This is a genomic window from Paraburkholderia sp. BCC1885 (assembly GCF_900996235.1).
GTDB lineage: Bacteria > Pseudomonadota > Gammaproteobacteria > Burkholderiales > Burkholderiaceae > Paraburkholderia.
The window spans coordinates 22,453-45,573 of sequence record NZ_CAAJGM010000099.1; the positions used below are offsets into that span (position 1 = coordinate 22,453).

Annotated in this window: 20 protein-coding genes and 1 pseudogene; 3 read left to right on the plus strand and 18 right to left on the minus strand. The window is 61.7% G+C overall.

Annotated elements, in window-relative coordinates:
* Positions 1-24: 24 nt before the first annotated feature.
* From FQ755_RS07795 to FQ755_RS07810, 4 genes are all read right to left on the minus strand, one after another.
* The gene (locus FQ755_RS07795; RefSeq protein WP_260858404.1) at positions 25-1,509 is read right to left on the minus strand and encodes an efflux transporter outer membrane subunit; all 1,485 of its coding nucleotides are present in this window, start codon (positions 1,507-1,509) and stop codon (positions 25-27) included.
* Positions 1,510-1,514: 5 nt separating this feature from the next.
* Positions 1,515-2,519 carry an HlyD family secretion protein gene (locus FQ755_RS07800; RefSeq protein ID WP_260858426.1) on the minus strand — a complete coding sequence of 335 codons (1,005 nt, stop codon included), beginning with the start codon at positions 2,517-2,519 and terminating at the stop codon, positions 1,515-1,517.
* A gap of 86 nt (positions 2,520-2,605) precedes the next feature.
* The gene (locus tag FQ755_RS07805) at positions 2,606-4,216 is read right to left on the minus strand and encodes an MFS transporter (RefSeq protein ID WP_260858405.1); all 1,611 of its coding nucleotides are present in this window, start codon (positions 4,214-4,216) and stop codon (positions 2,606-2,608) included.
* Positions 4,217-4,394: 178 nt separating this feature from the next.
* Positions 4,395-5,306: a LysR family transcriptional regulator gene (locus FQ755_RS07810; protein ID WP_144152803.1), complete on the minus strand. Its 912-nt coding sequence runs from the start codon at positions 5,304-5,306 to the stop codon at positions 4,395-4,397.
* A gap of 142 nt (positions 5,307-5,448) precedes the next feature.
* Here FQ755_RS07810 and FQ755_RS07815 point away from each other — a divergent pair, with 142 nt between their 5' ends.
* Positions 5,449-5,904 (plus strand): universal stress protein, encoded by a 456-nt coding sequence (locus FQ755_RS07815; RefSeq protein ID WP_144152805.1) that lies wholly within the window; start codon positions 5,449-5,451, stop codon positions 5,902-5,904.
* A 3-nt stretch (positions 5,905-5,907) separates the two neighbouring features.
* Positions 5,908-6,429, plus strand: a complete 522-nt coding sequence (locus tag FQ755_RS07820) for a hypothetical protein (RefSeq protein ID WP_144152807.1) — start codon at positions 5,908-5,910, stop codon at positions 6,427-6,429.
* A 53-nt stretch (positions 6,430-6,482) separates the two neighbouring features.
* On the opposite strand, the gene FQ755_RS07825 is transcribed toward FQ755_RS07820, so the two are convergent.
* The 14 genes and pseudogenes from FQ755_RS07825 to FQ755_RS07890 form a co-directional block, all read right to left on the minus strand.
* A complete protein-coding gene (locus FQ755_RS07825; RefSeq protein WP_144152809.1) occupies positions 6,483-7,253 on the minus strand; it encodes a WecB/TagA/CpsF family glycosyltransferase in 771 nt (256 codons plus the stop codon).
* A complete protein-coding gene (locus FQ755_RS07830; protein ID WP_144152811.1) occupies positions 7,250-8,482 on the minus strand; it encodes a hypothetical protein in 1,233 nt (410 codons plus the stop codon). Before FQ755_RS07830 ends, FQ755_RS07825 begins: the two co-directional genes overlap by 4 nt.
* Positions 8,479-9,273: a heparin lyase I family protein gene (locus FQ755_RS07835; RefSeq protein ID WP_186308445.1), complete on the minus strand. Its 795-nt coding sequence runs from the start codon at positions 9,271-9,273 to the stop codon at positions 8,479-8,481. The genes FQ755_RS07830 and FQ755_RS07835 overlap by 4 nt, the downstream gene beginning before the upstream one ends.
* 11 nt (positions 9,274-9,284) lie before the next feature.
* The gene (locus FQ755_RS07840) at positions 9,285-10,277 is read right to left on the minus strand and encodes a glycosyltransferase family 4 protein (protein WP_144152815.1); all 993 of its coding nucleotides are present in this window, start codon (positions 10,275-10,277) and stop codon (positions 9,285-9,287) included.
* Positions 10,274-11,479, minus strand: a complete 1,206-nt coding sequence (locus FQ755_RS07845; protein WP_144152817.1) for a glycosyltransferase family 4 protein — start codon at positions 11,477-11,479, stop codon at positions 10,274-10,276. The genes FQ755_RS07840 and FQ755_RS07845 overlap by 4 nt, the downstream gene beginning before the upstream one ends.
* Entirely contained in the window at positions 11,476-12,816 is a 1,341-nt protein-coding gene (locus FQ755_RS07850; protein WP_144152819.1) for a lipopolysaccharide biosynthesis protein, read from the minus strand. The genes FQ755_RS07845 and FQ755_RS07850 overlap by 4 nt, the downstream gene beginning before the upstream one ends.
* Positions 12,817-12,866: 50 nt before the next feature.
* Complete coding sequence (wecC, locus tag FQ755_RS07855) at positions 12,867-14,114, minus strand: UDP-N-acetyl-D-mannosamine dehydrogenase (protein ID WP_144152821.1); 1,248 nt, start codon at positions 14,112-14,114, stop codon at positions 12,867-12,869.
* Positions 14,115-14,142: 28 nt separating this feature from the next.
* Positions 14,143-15,312: a non-hydrolyzing UDP-N-acetylglucosamine 2-epimerase gene (wecB, locus tag FQ755_RS07860; protein WP_222105725.1), complete on the minus strand. Its 1,170-nt coding sequence runs from the start codon at positions 15,310-15,312 to the stop codon at positions 14,143-14,145.
* Positions 15,305-17,587, minus strand: a complete 2,283-nt coding sequence (locus tag FQ755_RS07865; RefSeq protein WP_260858406.1) for a GNVR domain-containing protein — start codon at positions 17,585-17,587, stop codon at positions 15,305-15,307. The genes wecB and FQ755_RS07865 overlap by 8 nt, the downstream gene beginning before the upstream one ends.
* A 6-nt stretch (positions 17,588-17,593) precedes the next feature.
* Complete coding sequence (locus FQ755_RS07870) at positions 17,594-18,082, minus strand: low molecular weight protein-tyrosine-phosphatase (RefSeq protein ID WP_144152826.1); 489 nt, start codon at positions 18,080-18,082, stop codon at positions 17,594-17,596.
* On the minus strand, positions 18,079-19,188 hold the full coding sequence (locus tag FQ755_RS07875; RefSeq protein WP_260858408.1) for a polysaccharide biosynthesis/export family protein: 1,110 nt from the start codon (positions 19,186-19,188) through the stop codon (positions 18,079-18,081). The genes FQ755_RS07870 and FQ755_RS07875 overlap by 4 nt, the downstream gene beginning before the upstream one ends.
* 135 nt (positions 19,189-19,323) lie before the next feature.
* A pseudogene (locus FQ755_RS07880) lies at positions 19,324-19,911 on the minus strand (exopolysaccharide biosynthesis polyprenyl glycosylphosphotransferase); the annotation flags it as partial.
* Between the two features lie 424 nt (positions 19,912-20,335).
* Positions 20,336-20,623, minus strand: a complete 288-nt coding sequence (locus FQ755_RS07885) for an H-NS histone family protein (RefSeq protein WP_144152830.1) — start codon at positions 20,621-20,623, stop codon at positions 20,336-20,338.
* A gap of 175 nt (positions 20,624-20,798) precedes the next feature.
* Positions 20,799-22,058, minus strand: coding sequence for an EAL domain-containing protein (locus tag FQ755_RS07890; RefSeq protein ID WP_186308447.1), 1,260 nt, complete (start codon positions 22,056-22,058; stop codon positions 20,799-20,801).
* Positions 22,059-22,429: 371 nt separating this feature from the next.
* Here FQ755_RS07890 and FQ755_RS07895 point away from each other — a divergent pair, with 371 nt between their 5' ends.
* A complete protein-coding gene (locus tag FQ755_RS07895; protein ID WP_144152834.1) occupies positions 22,430-23,023 on the plus strand; it encodes a recombinase family protein in 594 nt (197 codons plus the stop codon).
* Positions 23,024-23,121: the final 98 nt, after the last annotated feature.

The following is a 23,121-nucleotide window of genomic DNA, read 5'->3' on the forward strand; positions in this document are numbered from 1 at the left end:
AGGGGTGGCTACCGATTGAGAACCTCACAGCCCGCTCCGGAGCGCGATAGATGTGTTGGCAACGCCTGCAGGCACGGATACCGCCACGGGAAAGGCCGTCTCCCAACCGCCGCCGAGTGCTTTGTACAAACCGATGAGGGACACGGAGACGTCCGTCGAACTCGCAACCAATGCCTGCTGTGCGGCCAGCAGGTCACGCTGGACGGTCAGCACCTGAAGGAAATCCGTCGCACCCGCTACATATTGGCGGTTGGCATTATCCAGCGCGATACGATCCTGATCGACGGTCGCCGCCAGCCTGTCGCGGCGTTGCTGGCGCGTGCCGTAGTCGCTCATCGCATCGTCCACCTCATGCCAGGCTCCCAGCACCGTGCGCTGGAAACTAATCATCGCTTCCTGCTGCTGTGCCTTGCGCAATGCCAGTTGCCCCTTCAGCCGGCCACCCTCGAAGATCGGCACGCTGAGCGCCGGACCGATACCGAACATCCGCGAACTCCATTCATCCAGATCGCCGAAGTGCATGGCCTGGAGGCCCAGGTTGGCCGAGAGCGTGATGCGCGGGTAGAAATCGCCCACTGCCACGCCGATATCGGCCGTTGCCGCATGCAGGCGTGCCTCGGCCTCGCGGATATCCGGGCGACGTTCCGCCAGTTCGGACGGCAGCCCGACCGGAACCGCAGGTGGCACGGGCGGAATCGGCGCGATGGTCTGCAATTCAGTCTCCAGCGCACGCGGCGGCTCGCCCAACAGGTAACTGAGCGCATTGACGAGGCGCACGTGGTCGTTCTCTAGCGCCGGCAATTGCGCCTCGATCGCGCTGACCTCGGCGGATGCTTCGGCGGTTTCCAGATGCGTCGCCACACCATCGGCAAACCGGATCTGCGTCAACCGGAGACTGTGACGGGCGATGCCCAGGTTCTGCTGGATGATGACCTCCTGAGCCTGGACGCCCCGTAGTTGTATGTACTCGCGCGCGGTTTCGGCGAGCACGGATAACAACACGCCGCGCCGCAGATCGGCACTCGCCTCCACGGAAGCGTCAGCGGATTCGATTTCGCGGCGCACGCGCCCCCAAAGATCGAGTTCCCAGGACGCATCGAGACCGGGTTGCCAGACGTTGTAATCTTTCTTCCCATCCAGACCGGAAATATCCAGCAGTCCATTCTGACTGGACCGCGCATGCTGGTACGACGCCGACGCTTCAACGGAGGGTTCGGCGCCTGCCCCCGTCATGCGCTGCGCAGCACGCACCTGCATCCATCTGGCCGTCGCCCCCTTGACATCGAGGTTGGCCGCCGCCACCCGCCCGACCAGCGAGGACAGTTCTGCATCGTTGAAGACCCTCCACCAGTTCGCGTCGGGACTATCGGAATCGCTGCCGTTCGCTGCCTGCAACGCACTGACCGGCCAGTGATCCGGCAAGGCCGCGGACGGCCGCTGGAAGTCGGGGCCAACGGCGCATCCGGCCAGACCGAGCATGCCCGCCACGAGGGCGATCCGAAAGATCATCGGACTCATTGCGCAGCGACCTCGCTTCCTGTTGCGACCTTGCCACCCTGTGTATGAATGCTCGCCTCGACCGACATCCCCACCCGCAACTGGGCGAGCATCGGCTGTCCCGAACGCAGCACGATCTTGACTGGAATGCGCTGGACGACCTTCGTGAAATTGCCGGTCGCGTTATCCGGCGCAATGGCCGCGAAGGTCACGCCAGTGGCAGGAGCAAAACTGTCCACCGTCCCGAGCAGGACATGGCCAGGCCAGGTGTCGACCCGGATGTCGGCGGCCTGTCCGGGCCGTACGTCGGTCAACTGGGTCTCCTGGAAGTTGGCCGTCACATAGGCCTGTCGCAACGGCACGATTGCAAGCAGCGGGGTGCCCGGTGTCACGTAGGCGCCGACCCGTATCGACCGCTGCCCAACCACGCCGTCAATGGGTGCTTCGATGCGCGTCCAGGACAGGTTCAGGCGTGCACTATCCAGCATGGCCTGGGCATGTTGAAGCGTTGCCCCGGCGCGCTCGTGCTCAGCTTCCAGCACAGTGACCTGCTGCCTGGCAGCCTTCAGGTTGGCCTCGTTGCGCGATACATCGGCCTGGGCCGAGTCGATGCGCGAACGGGCCTGCTGCGCATTCTGGACACTGCCCGCCCCCTGTCGCGCGAGATCGGCGTAGCGATCGAAATCCGCCCGCGCAAAGGCGTAGGTCGCACGGGTCGCGGCAAGCGCCGCGCTGGCCTGGTCGATTACGGACTGCTGCTGGGCGAGGCTCGCCGATACATTGTCGATGGCCGCTCTCGCCATCGACACGTTCGCTTCGGCGGAGGCCACCGCGGCGGCATAGTCGCGATCGTCGATCCGGGCCAGCAATTGCCCCTTGTGCACGATCTGGTTGTCCTCGACGGCGAGGACGCTGACCTGACCCGCCACGCGCGGCGCGACGATGGTGAAATCCGCATTGACGAAGGCATCATCGGTGGTCTGAGCTGACGGCGCCCAGACGTGGGTCGCAGCCAACGCCACTCCAGCGCCAAGCACGACGACGGTAACGACTACCGCAACGTACCGTTTCCTTTTGCGTATCAATTCGAACATGGAAAAGCCAACCTCTAACGAGAAACGCCGTCTGCCACAGCGCGTGGCGGATAAATACGGGTGGGAACGAAGGGGATCAGGACGATGAGCGCAATCGACACCACTGCCATCAGACGGAACACATCCGCGCAAGCGAGAACCAGCGCCTGCTCCCGGATATGCTCACCGACGAGAGCAAGCATCACCTGATGATCCAGTCCCGGCCGGCTTGCCAACTGATGCCCGATGATGTCCAGGACGTAAGGACGATTACCCAACTGGTCCACCAGCACATTCGAGTGGAAATGTTCGCGCATCGTCGTGATGCCCTCCGTCACCCCGGCACCGACGACGACTGCAAATCCCTTGACCGTGTTGAACCAGGCTGAGGCAAATGGGCCTTCCATCGGCGTCATGCCGTTGGTGGCCAGCATCAGCAGCGGAATCACCGCCATCGGCTGCGCGAAGATCTGGAGCATCTGCAAGACGTAGAAGTTCTCGCGTATCCAGTCCGACGTCATGAAACTGCCGGCCATGCACGACAGCGCGATCAGCGCCAATCCTGCCGCCAGTACCCAGCGGCAATCGACACGGCGGATGTTGCACAGGGCTGCGACGGCGGGTAACGCGATAAGCTGCGGCAGCGCCACACAGAGTGCCAGCGGTGCGAGCTGAAGTGGCCGATAGCCATGCACCTCGGCCAGATAGCCTGAGGGAACGCCAGGAACGGCGACCAGCACGAGCAGGACACCGCCGAGCGTAATCAGCGCGTGGGTCAGGTTGCGACGCGCGAGCAGCTGGATCTTGAAGAACGGCAGCGGATGGAACCATTCGTTGACGAGAAAGAGCGCGAGCATGACTGAGCCGGCAACGAACAGCAGGCAGATCAGCGGCGAGTCGCTCCACCCAAGCCGGGTGCCCTGCTGGAGTGCCGTCACGAGCATGCCGATGGCCGGAAAGCCAAGCAGCACACCACGCCAGTCGAACTGGCGGAAACGCTCCAGACGCAGCGGGTCCTGTGGCAGTCCCCACGCGATCATGCTGATCGACAGGAAGGCAAGCGGGACGATCTGCCAGAACAGGAAGCGCCAGCCGACATATTCGGTCCACAGCGCCGCCAGCGGGGAACCGAGGTTCGGCGCGAAGGTGGCCGTCAGCGCATAGGCCGCCAGACCGTAGAGCTTGATGCCGGGCGGCAGGAAGCGCAGTGCGACCGTCATCAGCATGGGCGGCAGGCAGCCGCCAGCCAGTCCCTGAAACGCACGCAGCAGCAACAACATGTCAGGCGTCGGCGCAAACGGGAACACGATGCCAAGCAGCGCAAACACGGCGACGGCACCGATCGTGAAACGCCGCAGCGAGAACGTCCCGGAACACCACGGGGCGAACATCGTCGCCGAGACCTGGGTGATCTGGTACACCGTGCTCAACCAGGTGCCGTCGTCATGGCTCACGCCCAGCGCGCCGCGAATGTCGGGCATGGCCGCTTCGGTTACGTGGTCGTTGAGCTGTGCAATAACGACGGCGAGCAGCACGCCGGCCAGTCCGGTCAGGATACGTGCGCCGAACAGAGCGGGTGCTGCCGCCGGTGCTGGGCCTATCGTGGGCGTAGGTGCCGGGATGGAGACGACCGCAACGTTACTCACGCCGGTCTCCCTGGAGACCGTGGCCGTTCGCATTCTGACGTCGAAAAGAGTTCACCGCAAATCTTCCGTTTTCAGCATGAATGACGGAAGTGTAGGGACGGCAAATCAATCCGAAAATTGAAATGTTTGCACTGCTGTCATGCGTCAAACGCACGACAGGATTGGGCTAGACTCGGGTCTACACGGTAGGCACACCCACCGTGCAGACCTCCCGGATAATGCGCCGCAACCACTGGTGCGCCCCATCGCTCTGGAAGCGAGGGTGCCAGCCCTGAACGATGACAACCGTCTCGAGCGGAAGCGGCAAGGTGAAGGCGCGCGCGCGAATCCCCATGCGCTGGACGGCCCAGGCCACGTGCTCGGGCAACGCCAGGATCAGGTCGGACGTCCCCAGCATGAAGACCCCGGAATGAAAGGTGGGGACCACCAGCGAGACCTCGCGTGACAGACCGAGCGCCTGCAGGGCCGTGTCGATGGGGCCAGTCGCGCGCCCACGGCGCGACACACTGATCTGGTCGTAGCGGGCGAAGCGCTCCGGAGTGATTTCGGCTTGAAAGATGGGGTGATCGTCGCGCGCCAGTCCGACGAACTTGGTCGTGAACAGGGTCTGCACGTGAACATCCGCACCCATCGGGCGCATTGCGCTGATGTACAGATCGACCTTGCCGTCGCGGAGCACCGTATCTTCCGACTCGCTCTCGGGCGAAAAGCGCAGCAGCACATGGGGTGCCTCGCGGCGAACGCGGCCCAGCAGCACCTGGCCGAAGGCGCTGATGAACACGTCGTTGGCATGCAGGCTGAAGTTTCGCTTCAGGGTGGAAAGGTCCACCTCCCGCTCGGGTTGCAGGAGCTGGCGTGCGCCTTCCACTGAACTGTGAACCTGCTCGCGCAGCGCCAGGGCGCGCGGCGTCGGTACCATCCTGCGCCCGACCTTCACGAGAATCGGGTCGCCGACCGCCTCCCGAATGCGCGCGAGCGTGCGGCTCATTGCCGGGGCACTCAGGTTCATCCGTCGCGCCGCCCCGACGACCGACCCTTCCTCCAGCAGGACGTCCAGGGCGAATAGGAGATTGAGGTCGGGAGAGTGCATAGGAGACAATTATAGGTCTCCTTTGCTAACGATATTTGCACTGAGCCATGCGTCCCGTGCAGCATAGCCGTGCATGGCGCGGCATTTCCGATTGCGTCAGAGCAGTGCAACATGGCGCCATCGTCAAGCCCCTGCGCGCATCATGTTCCATACCTTGCTTGTGCCTCTCGACGGCACACCACAGAGTGACCGCGTAATCGATCTTGCCGTCCGTGCTGCGGCGGCGAACCAATCGCGACTACATGTCCTGTGCGTCGTTGACCCCGCCTACGCGCTCTCGCCTGCCGACGTGGATGGCGTCGAGCCGGATGGGCTGACTTATCCGCCCGCCATCGACCAGACCACGCGTGCCGGGCATATTGTCGAAGCTGCGGTCCAGCGATTGCAAAGCCAGGGATGGGCCGCAGAAGGTCGGGTCTGTGCGGGGCAACCGGGTGACACCATCATCACCGAAGCGAAGCGGATCGACGCGGATGTGATCGTCATGGGCCACCGCCATCTGTCGCGGTTACAGCGTTGGGCCGACCCTTCGACAGCGGGAACCGTGATCGACCAGGCGCCCTGCCCGGTCCTGGTCGAAACCGGGAATGACGTATGAACGATGGCCAATTCTCATCGTGAAAATCATCGAGATCACGCCGCGCAGCATGTACTACGGCACCCCGGTCGCCCTGATTGTGACGCTGAACGCCGATGGCTCGGAGAACCTCGCCCCCATGTCGTCGTCGTGGTCATTACGCGAGCGCATCGTGCTCGGTATGGGCACAGCATCACGGACCGTGACCTGCAACGCCATCCGGAGCTGTCCATCAATTTTCCGGATGCCCCCCTGTGGCGCGAGGTCGAGAAACTTTCTGGGCTAACCGGCGCCAGCGGCGTTCCAGAGCATAAAGCTGCGCAATTCCGGTTTGAAGCCGACAAATGGAGCGTTGCCGGTTTCACCCGAATCGCATCGGCACATACCCGGCCCGGGCGGATTGCCGGATGTCCCTTGCGGATGGAAGCCATCGTTGAGAGCCTGTCCCCTGTTGAGGACGAACCGGAAGGCTTCACCGTGATCATCGCTCGGGTCAACGCCACGCACGCAATCGGTCGAATGAACCGCCCTGTCCGAAGCTCGTAATGTAGCCGCCGCCCATCAACGATCGGATATGTTTGTGTTGTTCGCGTGATGGACTATTGGCGGCTATTGGCTTGGGGTACCCACCTAGCCAAGTATTTGCCAAGAGCACTAGCCGCTACCATGATCGCAAACCTCGTGTTCGTGACCAGGTACCGCTTCCACATGCGCCGCGGCTCCTGTAGCAAGCGGTACGTCCATTCCAGTCCCATGCGCTGCATCCATAGCGGCGCACGTTTCACCCTTCGTGCCACCACATCGAAGGTCCCCCCCACACCCATCACGAAATCCACACCCAGCTCCGCGCGCCAACGGGCGATGAACGTCTCCTTGCGCGGTGACGGCATCGCCACGAACAGCAGCCGGGCGCGGGACAGCCGGATCCTTTCAACGACGGCTGGTTCATCATCGGCAAAGTAGCCATGGTGATAGCCTGCTATCTGTAGTCCAGGGTGCTCCAGCGCGCAACGCCCTGCCACTTCCTCGACAACGTCGGCTCGTGCACCCAGCAGAAACACCGGTAGGCCGCGCTGTGCAGCTTCACCGAGCAGCCGCCAGAAAAAATCAATGCCCGCCACCCGTTCAGGCATACCCAGGCCCAGCAACCTGGCCGCCCAGACAATACCCATGCCGTCTACACCAATCATCTCGCACGCATGCACCGAGGCCGCGAGCGTCGCGTCTGTCTGAAGGTTCACCAGCTTGGCCACATTGATCGCGACATGCTGCGTGAAAAGGCCGGCGTCGAGACGCTCCATCGCGAAATCAATGCTCGCCTGCATCGAGCCGGTATCGATGGGGCAGCCAAATAGCTCGATACGCTTCATCCTCCGCTCCGCGCCAGGTGTGCTGGCAGTCGCGCACCGTTGCGTCTCGGGATATGAAGCGCGTCGCGCTTCGATGCTCCAATGACCAGGCTCGCAAAAATCACGGCATTGCTGATCACGTAGTACGAGTAGATGTTGTTCTCGAACGCGAAACGTATCACCAGCGCCATAACGACAAAGAGCCATCCAGGGAGGTAACGCCGAACGTACTGGATCAGACGAAGCAGATGAAAGATCACAAGCACAAGAAAAACGACCCCAAAATCAATCAGCAGGAGAACGAAGTCGTTATGCGGCATCGCACCGTTCCATACATCCATAAAGCCACCGATGCCGTTGCCAAAAAGGGTGTCCCAAGCCTCCTGATGAGCGATATAGAAGCCGTACACCAGGTCCGCGTAGATGCGCCAGGTGAATGATCCCTGCTGGTCACCTGCAAACTCCGTGATACCGCCCGCACTCTGCGCCGAGCGGACAAGCTGTGTCCAGCGACCGCCGAATATCAGTACGAAGGGCGCGACGATCTTGTCGTAGTCCGGGCGGCTGAACGCGTAAAGTGCTGCGAGCCCGGCACCCGCCACGGCGCACACCGAGAGCCCGAGCAGGATAAGCCTGCCAGGCGACATCCTGCGCCACCGGAAGCAGATGGCGAGCGCCAGTACCATCGCCCCCGTCGATGTCGTGAGATACGCTACTACTACGAAAAGCATCCTGATGCCCGACGCAAACGGCACACGACGGCGTTGCGACAGTACATAGTTCACGGGTAGCAGCATGATCAGGACGTAACTGCCGAGCAGATTCGCGTATTCGAAGTTCCAGAACTCCCGCGACTCGATATGTCCCAGCGCCGCGGAAACGAGATAATTCCCCACGAAACAGCACAGGAAGAATCCAAGCAGCAGTCTGAACAGCCGCGCCATCAAGTCGCTGCTCATTGTTCGGCCCGCACTGTAGAAGAGAACCGCCAGGACGGGAAGCGTCAGAAGCTTGTAGCTGATCGGATTCTCCGGCTGCCTGCACAGCTCGAGAATGAGAAAGGCCAGTGTCACGAGGGTCCAGCCCAACGCACGAACGCTCACGTGCAGCGACGGCCGCAGGACGATCACCAGCATCAGGAGCATGCCGTTGAATGCAATGAAGGTGATCTCACGGGCGGGAATAAAGAAGTCCATCAAAAACTTGAACGACATCGCCACGAGCGTCAGGTAGTAGCCCTTCGCTCTCATCGCGACGTCCCCGCACCGAGCGCCAGCAGCCCGCCACGCCGCTGATATAAAAACACATCCCCGAAATCCATTTCGCGGTGACTCACATCGCTGGGCGAGGTCAGCCATAGCCATTTATAGATACCGACCTTCAGATAGGCCGCCGTGTCGTCGGCGTAGGCGTTTCCCAGGTCGTGTTCCCTCAGGACAGGTTGCCCGTTCCGGTATAGCTCCGTGACGCTGTGTTGCCCCGCCGCGCCCGGAATGTAGTGCAACTGCCAGCAGGTCTGCCTGCCAAGATCATCAGCGATCAAACCGAACCGGATCACGCGCAACGATGTTTTCTGATCCGTGCGCACATTCAGCTCATAGTGGTCCCCGTAGACAAGCAGCGCAAACGGAGGCGGTCCTGATGCCGGGCCCTGGTGGATCTGGGTGACGATCTCTGGCTGCTTCCGGTCGATCATAAAATCAGCCGGCAGCAATGTGGACCACATCAGCAGATAGTCCGTCCCGTTCGCGAGAAGGGTCCTGCCGAGCGACAACTCCGCGCGCGGCGACCCGTTCGCCACCGCGGCGAAATCGTCCGAGCGGTTCACTTCAACGTGAAGTACTGCGCCACCGGCGACAGCCGACTGTTTCACTGAGATCTGCGCCGTCGTGGGCGCCTGAACACCGGCCCACGCGGGAATGCCGTCTTGCCAGTCAGTGCGCATCACCAGCTCATAGTCGTGCGGCGTCGAGGAATCACAGCGCGCGAGCGCGAGTATCGCGCGGGACCACAGCACCAGGCACAGAACGATTTTCCTCATGGCGCCCCCCGTCAGTCTTTTCCAGGTGTTGGCATGGCGGCTTCTGGCGGTTCGGCTCGCGCCACCCGGCGGTACACGGTACTCACGCGTGCGGCGATCTGCGTCGACAGGTAACCGAGCTCCGCCAGGCGCGCCGGACCGTTCGTGCGCTGACCGCTGGCGAGCACTTCGCCAAGGGCGCCGGCGATGTCGGCCGGATTCCGTCCGCGGACCACGTGACATCCTTCGACGCCATTGAGCACTTGGGCCACATCGCCCACGTTCACCGATACGATCGGCAGCCCGCACGCCATCGCTTCCTTGATCGACTGGGGCGAGCCTTCCCGCCGCGATGTCATCACCAGCGCATCCGCCTGTTGCAACAGATCTCGCACCCCCTCGCGATCCAGTCCATCAATGCAACGTTCGGCGACCGGATAGGGCACGATGCGACGCACGCGTTCGATGGCGTCGGTGAACAATGCATGGTCCTTTTCCGGTCGGCGCGTGGATGACGGAAAGACGACGATCTTTGCGGTCTCTATTACCCGTACGGTGGGTGGACAAAACAGGGCATCGTTGACTGCGCACGGGATCGTCACGCAGTGTCGTGCGAGTGGTGTCACATCGCGCCGGATTTCCTCACTCACGGCAATGCACACGTGAGCAAAGCGGATTGCCATCCTCGTCACCCGTCGCAACATCGGGGGGCCGAACACGTCCGATCCGTGCAGCGTAATGACGATTCTTTTTCTCGCCAGGAACCGGACAAGAGGCGCCGACCAGGCTGTCAACCCGAAGTGATAGTGAACGATGTCATACCGCTTGCTACACAGGCGGAAAAGGATAGTCAGCAGAGACATCGCGTAATAAAGACGGCTTGCGAAACCCTTTACGACCACAACGTCGATCTCCGTATCGGCAACACGGCGCAGCGCATCGACCTGCTCCGATACGAAGACACCCTGGGCGGGCTGCAGCGGGTTCGCCCCGGCAAACATGTTCGTCACGAGCAGTATTCTCATATCAGTCTCCTGAACGCTTCCACGTAACGACCGGCTACGTACTGCGCACTGAAGTGCGTCGCCAGCGTTTCGCTCCCGGCATCCAGAAGAGGGCTGCGGCCGAAGAGTCTGATCGCGTCAGCGATCTCCTTCGCGTCGTGCGATACCGCTACCCCGCCACCATTGAGCGCCAGATAATCGCGTACAGGTCCCGCCGGCGAGACGGCCAGGATCGGCTTGCGCAGCGTGGCGTAGTCAGCAAACTTGCTAGGAAGAAATGGACTCTCCTCCATGCGGGCCTCGATCACCGCAAGGCCGCGCGCTGCGCGGCTGATTTCCTGCGCCACGTCCGGCCCCACCTCGTCAGTGAAATCGACAAGCCCCCGCTGCTCCAGGTCCACGCAGGCAAGACGGAAAGAAGGATCGACATCGCCAATGAAGCTGAATCCGGAGATGGCACCGTCGCCCCGACCTTCTGCGCCGTAGAGCCGGATAGCGTCGATCAGTTGAGGAAAGACGCGCTCGCGCGTCAGCTTCCCCACATGCACAATGCGAGAGCCATAGCGCTCCAGCAAGGCAGGGTCGGGCGGACCCACAGGCGCCGGCGTACCGATATGCGGCACAACGCAGCACTCGGGCCGCATATGTGCGGGCCATTCGTCAACCAGCCTGTCTGCGGTCGTCCCACTACTCACCAGCACACCCCGGGCCGCCGAGAGCACGCTGTGCAACGCGTGCATCTGGAGTGGCTTGAGCGCCATTGAGAGCCGTGTGCGGTATGGATACGGTGTCAGCGACAGCGGCCAGAGATCGCTGAAATACGCGACCCATCGCTGCCGCAGTGACCTGGGAAGTGCCAGGCCGATCAGGTGTGAACGAAACGGCGTCGACTGCGTCATCACAACATCGGCGTTGAATGTGCTGTCCAGTCGCACCACCCTCCCGGCCATCTCCCGCACCCAGGCTGCGCGCCGGTGGACCGACTCAATCTCATGACCGGCGCGCCAGCGCATCCGTTGCAGCAGGCTTTCCGGCTTCGCCCGGACCGGCGCGGGCACGTGCATGACCGGATATCGGCGATATCCCACAGGCAAAAGTTGTGTCCCGCAAAGCACCTGCACCTGGCAACCTGCTTCGTGAAGCGCGTCAGCCACCTTCGTGGCCTGCAACGCCTGCGCACCGGTTTCGGGAGCGAAGTGCTGGCACGCAATCAGGATCTTCATATCTGCGTGCATCCCAGCAACCATACCCCTGCCCCCGCCAGCGATACGCATCCGAGCACCCCGAACGACGGACCGAGCAGGCGCGTAACCCTCGCCGGCTTCACGTACCGGATCAGCAACAGTAACCACGACAGGTAGACGATCGTCTCGGAAGTCGCGGCGGCAACCATCGCACCCGGGGCGCCGAAACGTGATCCGAGCAGAGCGAAGAGCATCACACCTGTACCCTGTGAAACAATCTGTCCCACAGTTCTCAGGTGCGGCAAACCGGCCGTCTCGAGCGCATGCCCGAGCGGTGTGGACAGACTCTGCATCAGGATCACGAGCGCGCCGACGAGCACCGCTGCGCGCAACCCGGATTGATAGGCGGGATCGTGTGCGTGACCGATAATCCGTACGACGAGCGGTGCCGTGATGACCACGGTCGTCGACAGCACAAGGCCGGTTGCGAGCAGGAAGATCGCTTCCCTGAACAGCAGGTCCGCCCACGTTGTCAGATGCTGGTCACGATATGCCTCGAACAACGCCGGATAGAAAGCCTGTCCGACCGCGCCGGGAATGGTGTAGAGGAACTGCGGAACACGCGAAGCGAGTGCAAACGTACCGACCACCGCGAGGCTCGAAGTCTTTCCGAGAACGAGCACACCGAGGTTCGGTGCCAGAATGTAAAGAAAGCCTGACAGCAGATAGGCGTGAAGTCCTGCAGTCAGGCGAACGGTGAAGTACCTTGCACGCCGCACACTGACGCGCAGTGAACGAAGCTGTAGTGAGCGGATGCCGAAAAAGCCGCCACACAGCAGGCCACAGCCGTAGGAAAGCGCCACCGCACCTGGGCGCTGCGCCGCGGAAACCGGCACGAGCAGGCCGGCTGACACGCAGGCAACCTGTGCCAGCGCCGCGCGCGTGCGTGTGCCGAAAACCGCCTTGGTGTCAGAACGCGACAACATCGCGCCTGTCGTCCAGACCGTCAGCATCGTCCCGGCGACCGCGGGAACAAGCATCAATTCGATGCATTCGCGCGACACGCTCCCGGCCACGGCGAATCTTAGCCACAGGAGTCCTGTCGTGATCACCACCACCAAAAGCAGGCACCGGATATAAAGCGCCGTCACCGTGCATTCGCGCCAGCCGGCCGTGCGCCCCGATACCTCCCTGAGGTAGGTGTTCTGCAGCCCGAGTTCACAGAAATACCCCGCAAAGGATACGACCGCCAGGGCGTACGAAAACGCGCCGTACTGCTGAGCGGTAACGAGCTTCGCGATCACAATGGTCAGCAACGCCGACGCGATCCGATAAACAAGGTTGCCGCCCACGAGTCGGCCTGCATGCAGCACCATGGTCCGTAGCCCCGTTCGATGAGCGCCTGCCGTCGCCGGAAGTGGTCTGTTCAACGCGTCACCTGAAAGATTCCGCGCGTATCCACGATCACCTTCTCGTGCAGCCTGAGGAGGTCAATGCGCCTGAATTCCCGGTGGTCCACGAGCAGGGCGACGATATCGGCCTGATTGAGCGCCGACGTCGCATCGCACAGCTCGACCTCGCCCGCGAGGCTCTCGGGTACCTCGTCGATGTTCGGCTCCACCGCCAGCACGCGCCCATAACCACCCTTGGCGAGGGTCTCCACGATTGTCATGGCAGGACTTTCCCGCAGATCGTCGATATCCGCCTTGAAAGTCAGTCCGAAACATGCGATCACCGGCTCCCTGAAGCGGCCTGCCATCCGGCGGATACGCTCGATGATGTAATTCGGCTTGTCGTCGTTCACGAGTCGCGCCATTCTTATTAGCCGTGCTTCTTCAGGCGCAGAGTGAACGACAAACCACGGATCCACAGCGATGCAATGGCCGCCGACGCCCGGGCCCGGCTGGAGGATATCTACACGCGGATGCCGGTTTGCCAGCCGTATCAGCTCCCAGACATTGATATCGAGCCTGTCCGAGATGATCGATAGTTCGTTCGCAAACGCGATATTTACATCCCGGAAAGAGTTCTCCGTGAGCTTGCACATTTCCGCGGTGCGTACGTCTGTCTGCACACACTCGCCGCGTACAAAGATCTGGTACAGCTCTGTCGCAGTTTCGGCGCAACGACGGGTCATCCCGCCGATCACCCGGTCGTTTTCGACGAGCTCCCGGATCACATGGCCCGGCAATACCCGTTCCGGGCAGTGCGCGATGCGAATGTCGGACTCCTCGCCCGCGTCCTGCGGAAACGTAAGGTCCGGCCTCAGCCCCGCAAGCGTGGCCGCCATCTTCTCCGTTGTGCCCACGGGCGAGGTCGATTCAAGTATCACCAGGTCCCCCACTTTCAGGACACCGGCCACGGCGCGGCTCGCCGCCTCGATGTAGCTCATGTCCGGTCGATGATCTTCCATTACGGGCGTTGGCACTGCGATCAGGAAGGCGTCAGCGGGCTCGATCACGGTCGTCGCCCGAAGATAGCCCTCGGTCACTGCGGCGTGAACCAGCATGTCGAGCTCCGGCTCGACAATATGGATTTCGCCGTGGTTGATCGTACTCACCGTGTCAGCGTTAATGTCGACGCCGATGACATGCCTGCGGCGTGATGCGAAGGCGGCGGCTGTCGGCAACCCGATGTACCCCAGCCCGATGATGGAAATAACGTCAAATCCCATGACTCTGATCCTTATCCTTTCCGCTCCATCACGCGACCACTGCCGGGCCGTTCGTCGATACAAGGCTCGCATGCAGCGCGCGCACCAGTTCCGATACGATCCGGTCGCTGGCCAGGCCGTCTCCATATGGACTATGCGCACGGCTCATCGCCTGGTAAGCCACCGGGTCATCGAGCAGCCGCCGCACCTCGTCCACAATGCGCGGTGTATCCGTACCCACGAGCCGTACCGTCCCGGCAGTGACGGCCTCTGGCCGCTCAGTCGTCTCGCGCATGACCAGGACCGGCTTACCGAGCGCCGGTGCCTCTTCCTGAACACCGCCAGAGTCGGTCATAACGAGATAGGCCCTCGTCATCAGGTACACGAACTCTGGATACCCCGCAGGCTCTTCCAGATAAATATTCGGAATATCTCCGAGCAGGCGGGTGACGGGTTCGCGAACATTGGGATTCAGATGCACCGGATACAGGATCTGGACGTCGGGATACGCGTGCGCAATCTGCCCGAGCGCCGCGCAGATCGATTCGAACCCGTGTCCAAAGTTCTCGCGTCGATGGCCCGTCACAAGAAGGAGGCGCCGCCCGGATTCGAGATAAGCAAAGCGCCTGCGCAACCGTGCCGAAAGGGCATCGTCGTCGGACAGTCGCCGCACGGCCATCAGCAACGCATCGATGACGGTGTTTCCGGTCACCATGATGCAATCGTCTTCCACCCCCTCGCGCATCAGGTTAAGACGTGCGACGCTCGTTGGCGCAAAGTGCCATCGTGCAAGTGCCGCCGTCAGCTTCCGGTTGCCTTCCTCCGGCCATGGCGAATAGAGCTCGCCTGTACGCAACCCCGCTTCCACGTGGGCGACCGGAATGCGCGCGTAATAGGCGGCAAGCGATGCAGCCAGTGTCGTCGTGGTATCGCCATGCACCATGACTGCATCCGGCCGCTCGACCATAAGCAGATCTCCGAGTCTGTCCAGAATGCGGCCCGTAAGACCGCCCAGCGTCTGGCCGGGCTGCATGACACCAAGATCAAAATCCGGCGTGATACCGAAATAATCCAGCACCTGATCGAGCATCGAACGATGCTGTCCCGTCACGCATACGCTGCATTCAAGTATCCCACTCGCCCGCAACAGGATCACTACCGGCGCGAGCTTGATTGCCTCCGGACGCGTCCCGAACACCGCCATAACCTTCCTAGGCATGTTCATTGGCTATCCCTCCCGTCCGGCTCACTTCCACCGTATGCGCCGCAGTACTGTCGCGGCGGTAATATCCACCGTAGTTTCCGTAGGCGTTGGACCGCAAACCCGGCGTAAATCCATTCAGTACGACACGGCCAACAAGTGCGCCCGAACGTTGCAGACGTTTGGCCGATTCGAGAATCTGACCACCAGTCGTCACGCCCGCTCTCGCAACCAGCAGCACGGTGCCCGCAGACGCCGCCAGGATCGTCGTATCGGCAACCGGCAGCACGGGCGGAGAGTCGACCACCACCATGTCGTAGTCTCTGGCGGCACGCTCAAGGACCTCGCCGATGTGCCCTTTCATCAGCAGATCGTCTGCCTGATCAAGAAGGCCCCCTGAGCAAAGCAGATCAACGTTCGCGCTCACTTCTGTCGAAATCGCAGATTCGAGCCGCATCCCACCCCGCAGCACGTCGGACAGGCCCGGACCGGCGATCCCAAAGTCGCGTCGCAACTGGCCCCGTCGCAGATCGGCATCAACCAGCAGCACCCGCTCATTGGCAAGCCCCAGCAGGATCGCCAGATTGGCGGCAACAAAGGATTTGCCCGTCCCCGGCGATGGCCCGGTCACCAGAATGACGTTGTTGACCTTGGGATCGGGCTGGGCGAGCTGGACAGCCGTGCGCAGGCTACGTAATGCTTCAACGCTCGGATCGTTAGGCATCTCGATCGTAAGCAACGTCGAGCGTCCGAGCCCCCGGTCGTGCAGACGCGTCAGTTGTCGCTGTGAACGGCTTTCCGGGATAGCCGCGACCACGTCGAGCAGTGTTTCGCGCTCAACATCAACCGGGTCGGTCAGGAGTCCCCCCGCCAACGCGGTACGCACAAAGACGTATCCCACGCCAATCAGCGGCCCAGCAACGAGCGCCACCGCCATGACGATGAGCGGGCGCGGCCACACCGGTTCCTCTGGGACCACAGCCCGGTCAACGAGGCGCACGTTGCCGATCCTGCCCGCCCTCGCAAGCCTAAGTTGCTGGATGCTGTTGAGCAGCCCCACATAAAGCCCCGTATCGACCCGTACATCGCGCGTGAGCCGCACGAGCCCCTGCTGGTCATTGGGCAACTGCTGCAGGGCCTGGTCAAAGCCGGCCAGACTCTTCCTTGCCTCTTCGATCTGCTGGTCCGCCGCTACGACAGCCGGATGTCGGACTGACAGGGTAGCCAGCAACTCCGTGCGCTTTTGCTGCAACTGCAGTAGTGCCCCCTGCTGCTGAACGGACTGCTCCAGAATTGCCTTTGCCTGTTCAGTGAGGTCAATGACCTTATGGCGATTCTGATATGCGGTGAGCCTGTCTTCGGACGCCTCCAGCTCGCGCCGCGTTTGCGGCAACTGCGCCTCGAGAAACGCAAGCGACTGGTTTGCCGTCTCGACCCGACGGTTCTCGTTCTGCTGCACGTAGCTCGACGCGATCTCGTTCATGATCGCCGCAGCCCGGTTCGGATCGGCATCCTTGTACGACACACCGATAACTCCGGACTGGTCTTTACCCTCTTCGACAATCTTGAGCTTCTTCTGCAATTCGCTGATGACCTTCAGGCGCGAGTGGCGTACCAGTTCGAACATTACTCCGGCACGTCCTCGCATCTGCGTGAGCTGCAGGGTGACCAGGCCCTCGTTCGTCTTCACTACCAGTGGCTCGCCAACGCGACCGGTCACGTTATCTGTCAGGTCCGGGCCAGACAAAAGGAAGCGGTTGTCATCAAACGCGGTGACGAAAAACCTGTCGTCCTCCCACTCGCGCGGCACGTCAAACCTGGATACCGCGATCCGTTCGTCGCCCCACGCATAACCACCCCACCCCAGCAGGCCCGGTGCGGCGGGCCTGCGATTCCAGCCCGATATCCACCTCCCGATGAGTGGAAACCGCTTCGGACCCGCCTCAATGTACAGCCTGAGGTTATCAACGGCGCGCTCTGTGACCAGACGCGACTGCAGTATCTGCATCTCCCCGTCGTCCGTCGACTTGACGTCAAACAGGCTAGCAAGACTCCCAATCACGTTTCCGACCGCCGCCGTTGCGTCGTCGGTGCTGTCCTCGACCTGGACCATGATGTCCGCGCGGTAAGCCGGGCTTGCCACGACCAGGTACAGCGCCCCGACCAGAAGCATGACAAGCATCGAGACCAGGATTGATCTCGTGTTCTGTATCATCAGGTCAGCAATTGCGCGCAAATCGATCTGATCATCGCTACCCGCGCCGCCTGCCATTGCTCTCACATCATCTTTCATTGACCGTCACATCTCTCTTGCGCCACCTGACGGCCGTGCATCCGGCGCCGCCGAACGCAACTTCCCCCGAAGTGCATTGATCCGCGTTGCCCATTCGCCGACACTGGCGGCGATGAGCCCCATCACCTCTTCATACGCAACCAGCCCCTTCCCGTAGGGGTCCGGGACGTCGTCCGCACGCCACAGCCGATGCACTTTCCCGCGCAGGGTGGGAAATTCGCGCTCAATGTGCCGTTGATGCACGTGCTCCATCACAAGGATCAGGTCGACACCTTCGAGCATTGCGCGGTCCAGACACCGGGCGCGATGACCAGACAGATCAATCCCACATTCACGAAGAAGATGTGCCGCGACAGGGTCGACGGGCGTGCCGTTCTGCGCGTGCACGCCGGCGGAAGTGACACGCACACCCTGCAACGTCTGTCCCAGTAGCCCCATCGCCATCGGACTGCGGCACAGGTTGCCTGTGCAGACGGTAAGGACCGAGCCAATCATTTCGTCACCACGGCCGCTGTGAGGCCCGCATCGATCGCCGGCAGGAGCAGGCTCAGGACACGGTTAAACCTCACCAGATCGCTCGCATCGACGTAGACGATGTCATTGGGTTCAAGCGGGAACCGGCTCGCGAGCATCATGGCGACAGGCGAACGCGCATCGAGATGAAAGACCTGCGGCATCCCTGACTCCTGCACGCCCCGGATCACGTAAAGCTGCTGGGGACTGGACGTACCGGGATTGAAGCTGCCCGCCTGGGATAGCGCGTCAGCCAGCATGAGCCGTCCGTCCTCGCGCGGTACCGCCGTCACGGGTCGATTCACCTCTCCCATCACGAAGACGCCGCTCTCCTCCCTCGGCATGACGCGCACCATGTCGCCCCGCCGCAATGTCAGGTCTGGAAAGCCCTGGCCGCCGCGCGTCACGGCGACATCCAGCACGTACGTTTGTCCGCTGCGGGTGAGCAGCACACGCCCCTGATCTGCGTTGTCCGTGAAACCGCCTGCCCGCCCGATAGCCTCGGCCAAGGTCATCGGTACATCGTTAAGCAGCTGTATTCCTGGTGCATGCACCTCGCCGTCGACGTAGACCTGCCGTGACCGGAATGAAGCGACCCGCACCGTCACCTGGGGATCCTGGAAGTACACCGTCAATGCGGCGACAATCTTCTTCTGTATTTGCGCAGGCGTCAGACCTTCGACGCTCACGCTCCCCGCAAATGGAAACTGGATGTCTCCGGCCTGGTCCACGACAAAGCCGGCGGGCGGGTCGGATGGCCGTGCGGCCGTCTGATTCTGCGAGCCCTGGGCGATCGCGAGTTCAGGATGGTCCCAGACGGTAATCTGCAGCACGTCCGCGGGCCCCAGCGTATAGGGAAGATTCGCGCCCGAGAGTTCTACCGCGGCCTTGTCATTGGCTTGACGCAGTTCGCTCGACATGCGGTTGATCGTCGCTAACGTGATATCGGTCAGCACGGGAACCGGGCGTGAGGATAGCGCCTGGGTGCCGTGATCCCGTCGTGCCATCTGCACGTCATCCATTTGCATGCCCGGTACCTCACCACAGGCGGCGAGCAACGCACACAACGCGGCGCCGAGCACGATCACAGGCCACGGACCCTCACAGCGGCTGCCGCTGAGCAGGCCCTCACGGAATTTCATCAAACTCACAACGTCCCCTTTCCTGCATTTCCAGTTAGCGCACCGTGGCCCGCGCGCGGTTGTCTTCCGGCCTGCAGATTCCTAGTACGCATTTCTGGCAGCCAGACCACCGAGAACGGTGCGCGCAATGATTTGCATATCGAGCAGGATTGACCAGTGCCTGACGTAATAAAGATCGAACTCGACCCTCGCTGCCATCTTTTCAACATGCTCCGTCTCTCCCCTGAGCCCATGGATCTGCGCCCATCCCGTAATGCCAGGCTTGACGCTTTGGCGCTCGCTGTACCCAGGAATGAGCGGTTCGTAGAAGTCGTCATGTTCGACCGCGTGAGGGCGCGGGCCGACAACCGACATCTCGCCCTTGAGCACGTTGAACAGTTGCGGCAGTTCATCCAGACTGGTACGACGCAACCACCGGCCGAGCCCGGTGACTCGCGCGTCGTGACGGGTCGCCTGAATGAGCGCACCGTCGTCTCGCGAGTGGACATGCATCGTTCTGAATTTGTAGATGATGAATACGCACCCCAACCGTCCGCGACGCCGCTGGGTGAAAAGCACCGGGCCCCGCGACGAGGCCTTAACCGCCAGCGCTATCATCAGTAGCAGGGGACACAGAGCCACGAGCGCGCTCGCACAGGAAAGCCGGTCGAAAAGCTCCTTCGCGGTCAATCCGATCGTCCCGCGGCGAGTTCGAGGAACAGACGGTGGCTTCCCTCCGGTTGCGACCGCAACTTCCGCGCAGGCAGCAACGGACATGGCTCTGGTGACAGTCCCCCGCCCGATCGATCGCATCGGGTCAACTGCGTGCGAGAGCAATACGGCTGGCTCCGCCTCCCCGGTACCGCATAGCCGCGCCGAACCCATATCGGAATGGCACCTCGCCTCAGTCCCGTGTGCGCCTCGGGAGCCCGCAGCATTCCTGTCATCAACAGGGCGCCCAGATCCTCCCCTTTGCGCAACAGTCCCCGCCTCGCTCAGCGCGGTTTCGCAAGGACGCTCAAACACATCCATCCCCGACCCCCTACTCTTTTCTGTCACCGCATTCTTGCGATATGCCCCCTTCGCGTCCCGGTCAGCACTCGGCGGCGAAACATCACCGGATGACCAGGGAATCAGAGTCTTTCTCGTTAAACCAGTTAGGCCTTCGCCCCCGTCCCGACCACGTTGCGCCCGAAACGGGATCCCTGTATTTAGCCAGCCGGCGCAGTGGCTTCGCTTTACGTCGGTCACTTCGTTCGTCCAGATCCGCGACGCTGAGGTTGTACTCACGCATCCTGCGTTTGATGTCCACTATCACTTCCCGGATCTCAGCTCTGCGCGTCTCTTCGATCTGAAGCTCAAGTTCTGCCTTCTTGGCAAGTAACTGCCGGTACGTCGACATATCTCAGTTCTTCCTTTCATCGATCGCATAACCGATTACCGTGGGTCTCCGCGCCATCGGACTCACAGACGCGCATGCGTCCGCCCGGAGATTCACGCCTGGGTCTGCCGGCCCGAGGGCGGTAGTCGAAACCAAATTGTTTTTGCCGACATTCAACCCGGTGAACCGGTTGGGTCTACCGTTGATCCCGGATCCGCCCTACTGAAGGTTTCACGCTAGCCGTACCAGCGCGCGAGAACAGGTAACCCTGAAGCCATGTCGCGCCGCTTTTTCGTGAGATTTCCGCATCCTCATCGCTTTCGATGCCCTCAACGACCACATCTGCAGCGCATGTTTTCGCCAATCCAATCAGTTGCCTCAGACGCTCGGCCGCCACTGCGTCCTCGCTGGTCTGCCGCACATACGCATGATCTATCTTGGCGATGTCGACACCGAGATCAATGAGCGCTCTCAGGCTGCTGTGGCCCGCACCTACGTCATCCAGTGCGACGCGGCAACCGAGTGACTGGAGCGACTCAACAAAATCGCGCGCTGCGGCAATATCGTGGAATGGCGCCGTCTCCGTGATCTCTATAATCAGTCTCGACGCGATGTCGGGCTCCTCGCTCAACGCCGTCGCTATGAACGCCCACCATGCATCAAGCCTTGCACTTTGAGCAGAGACATTGCAGCCGAGGCACACGTTCCGGTTAAGCCGCAAGGTATCGATGACTGACTCGACGACCCACTGATCAAGCCTGCGCACGAGTCCCACTCTTTCAAGCGCGGGCACCAGACTACCCACGCGTGTGACAACTCCGCCGTCGGCCTCGCAAAGCAATGCTTCGTAGTACCGGGTGAGCCCCGTGCTGCCCGCGTCACGGACAGGTTCCCATTCGAAACCCAGTCGATCCTCGTCCAGAGCATTGAACAGGGCTGCGGCAACATTCATGTCCGCAACGTACCCGTCTCGCCACTCGAGACTTCCTGGCTGGTGGGCCATCGCCTTTGACCCGACTGCGGCGATGTCGAATGGCTCTTCGGTCCACGGAGCGACCGCTGCGGAAATGACCGCGAGTATGGGTCCATCCGGTGTCTCAATCGGCCTCTCCCCGAGCGAAGACAGGATCCGCTCAAGAAGGACAGTGACTCTGGGCGCGCGCAGCCCATCCCACAATTCGGGCCACGATTGGATATCAAAGACGAAAAGGATGTGTTCGCCACTCATCGACACGATGCCCGGCTCGGATGCGCAGATCTGACGAGCCCGCTCGTGCACGATCTGCCGCAGCGTAGCTGCGACCGTCGCGCCGTGAACGTGTTCGATCTGAGTCAGGTTGCAGATGGAAGCGACAATGCAAAGCGCATCGGCCGGTGCTGACTGTGACGACGACCGGACGCCAAGCCGCGAGAGCAGTTCCGTCAATTGAGGTGACGGGTAGAGGTGGTCATTCATATCCGCATTCCCGTTCCAGGGATGCGGATATTCCCCACTGTGCCAACAGAGACATCGGGCCGCCGACATGTCGCCCTCACATGCCTGACACCAATCCGGCATGACCAGCAGCTAGCGCCGGTGTCAGCGCCGGATGCAGCACGACGCACAGAAACCTCCGGATGCCCGATCGTGAATGCAAAATCGTCCCCTTTTGCCATGCGCCTGCGCCCCGAAAGAAAACTGTTATGTATCAGACGGTTATGCCGCCTGTATCACCGTAGATTCAAGTCTGGCAGAACCGGACGTTTTTGTCAATCGCTCTACGCAACCGGTCAGAAATACCTCATTTGCTTGAGGCAAAGGCTGTTGCGTCAATCAGGAAAGTCACCGTGAAAATTGGTTATGCAAGGGTCTCAACCGAAGACCAGAATCTCGACCTGCAAATTGCAGCTTTGGAGGGAGCAGGATGTTCTCGCCTGTTTTCTGATCACGGCATTTCAGGTTCACAGTTCTCGAGGCCCGGACTGAAATGCGCATTGGAAGCCCTCGCGCCAGGCGACACGCTGGTGGTATGGCGGCTTGACCGGCTCGGTCGCACGTTGCGCAAGCTGGTAGAACTGATTGACGAACTTGGGGCACGTGATATCGAGTTCGTATCGCTGAATGAATGCATCAACACCACCTCCTCTGGAGGGGTTCTTGTATTTCATGTCATGGCGGCGCTCGCACAGTTCGAGCGTTCGCTGATCAGCGAACGAACCCGCGCTGGGATGGCGGCTGCTCGCGCCCGAGGGCAGCACCTTGGGCGGCGTCGCGCTCTCACGCAGGCCCAGTGCGACGAGGCTGGCGTGCTGCTCGCAGCCAGCCCGCTTGCCGTTGTCGCGGCCCGGTTCGAGATCCATCCCCGCACCCTGCAACGTAGGCTCGACGATCGGTCGGTTGTGGCGAACGGTCACCGCTCCTCGCCCGAAGACCTCACGTGATTCCGCCAGTTCGTCCCGGGCGACTTCCGGCCCACGTTTCAGACATGCGCGTTTGAGCCGTTCGGTCCGCTGAAATCTTTGCTCGACGAGATCTGTGC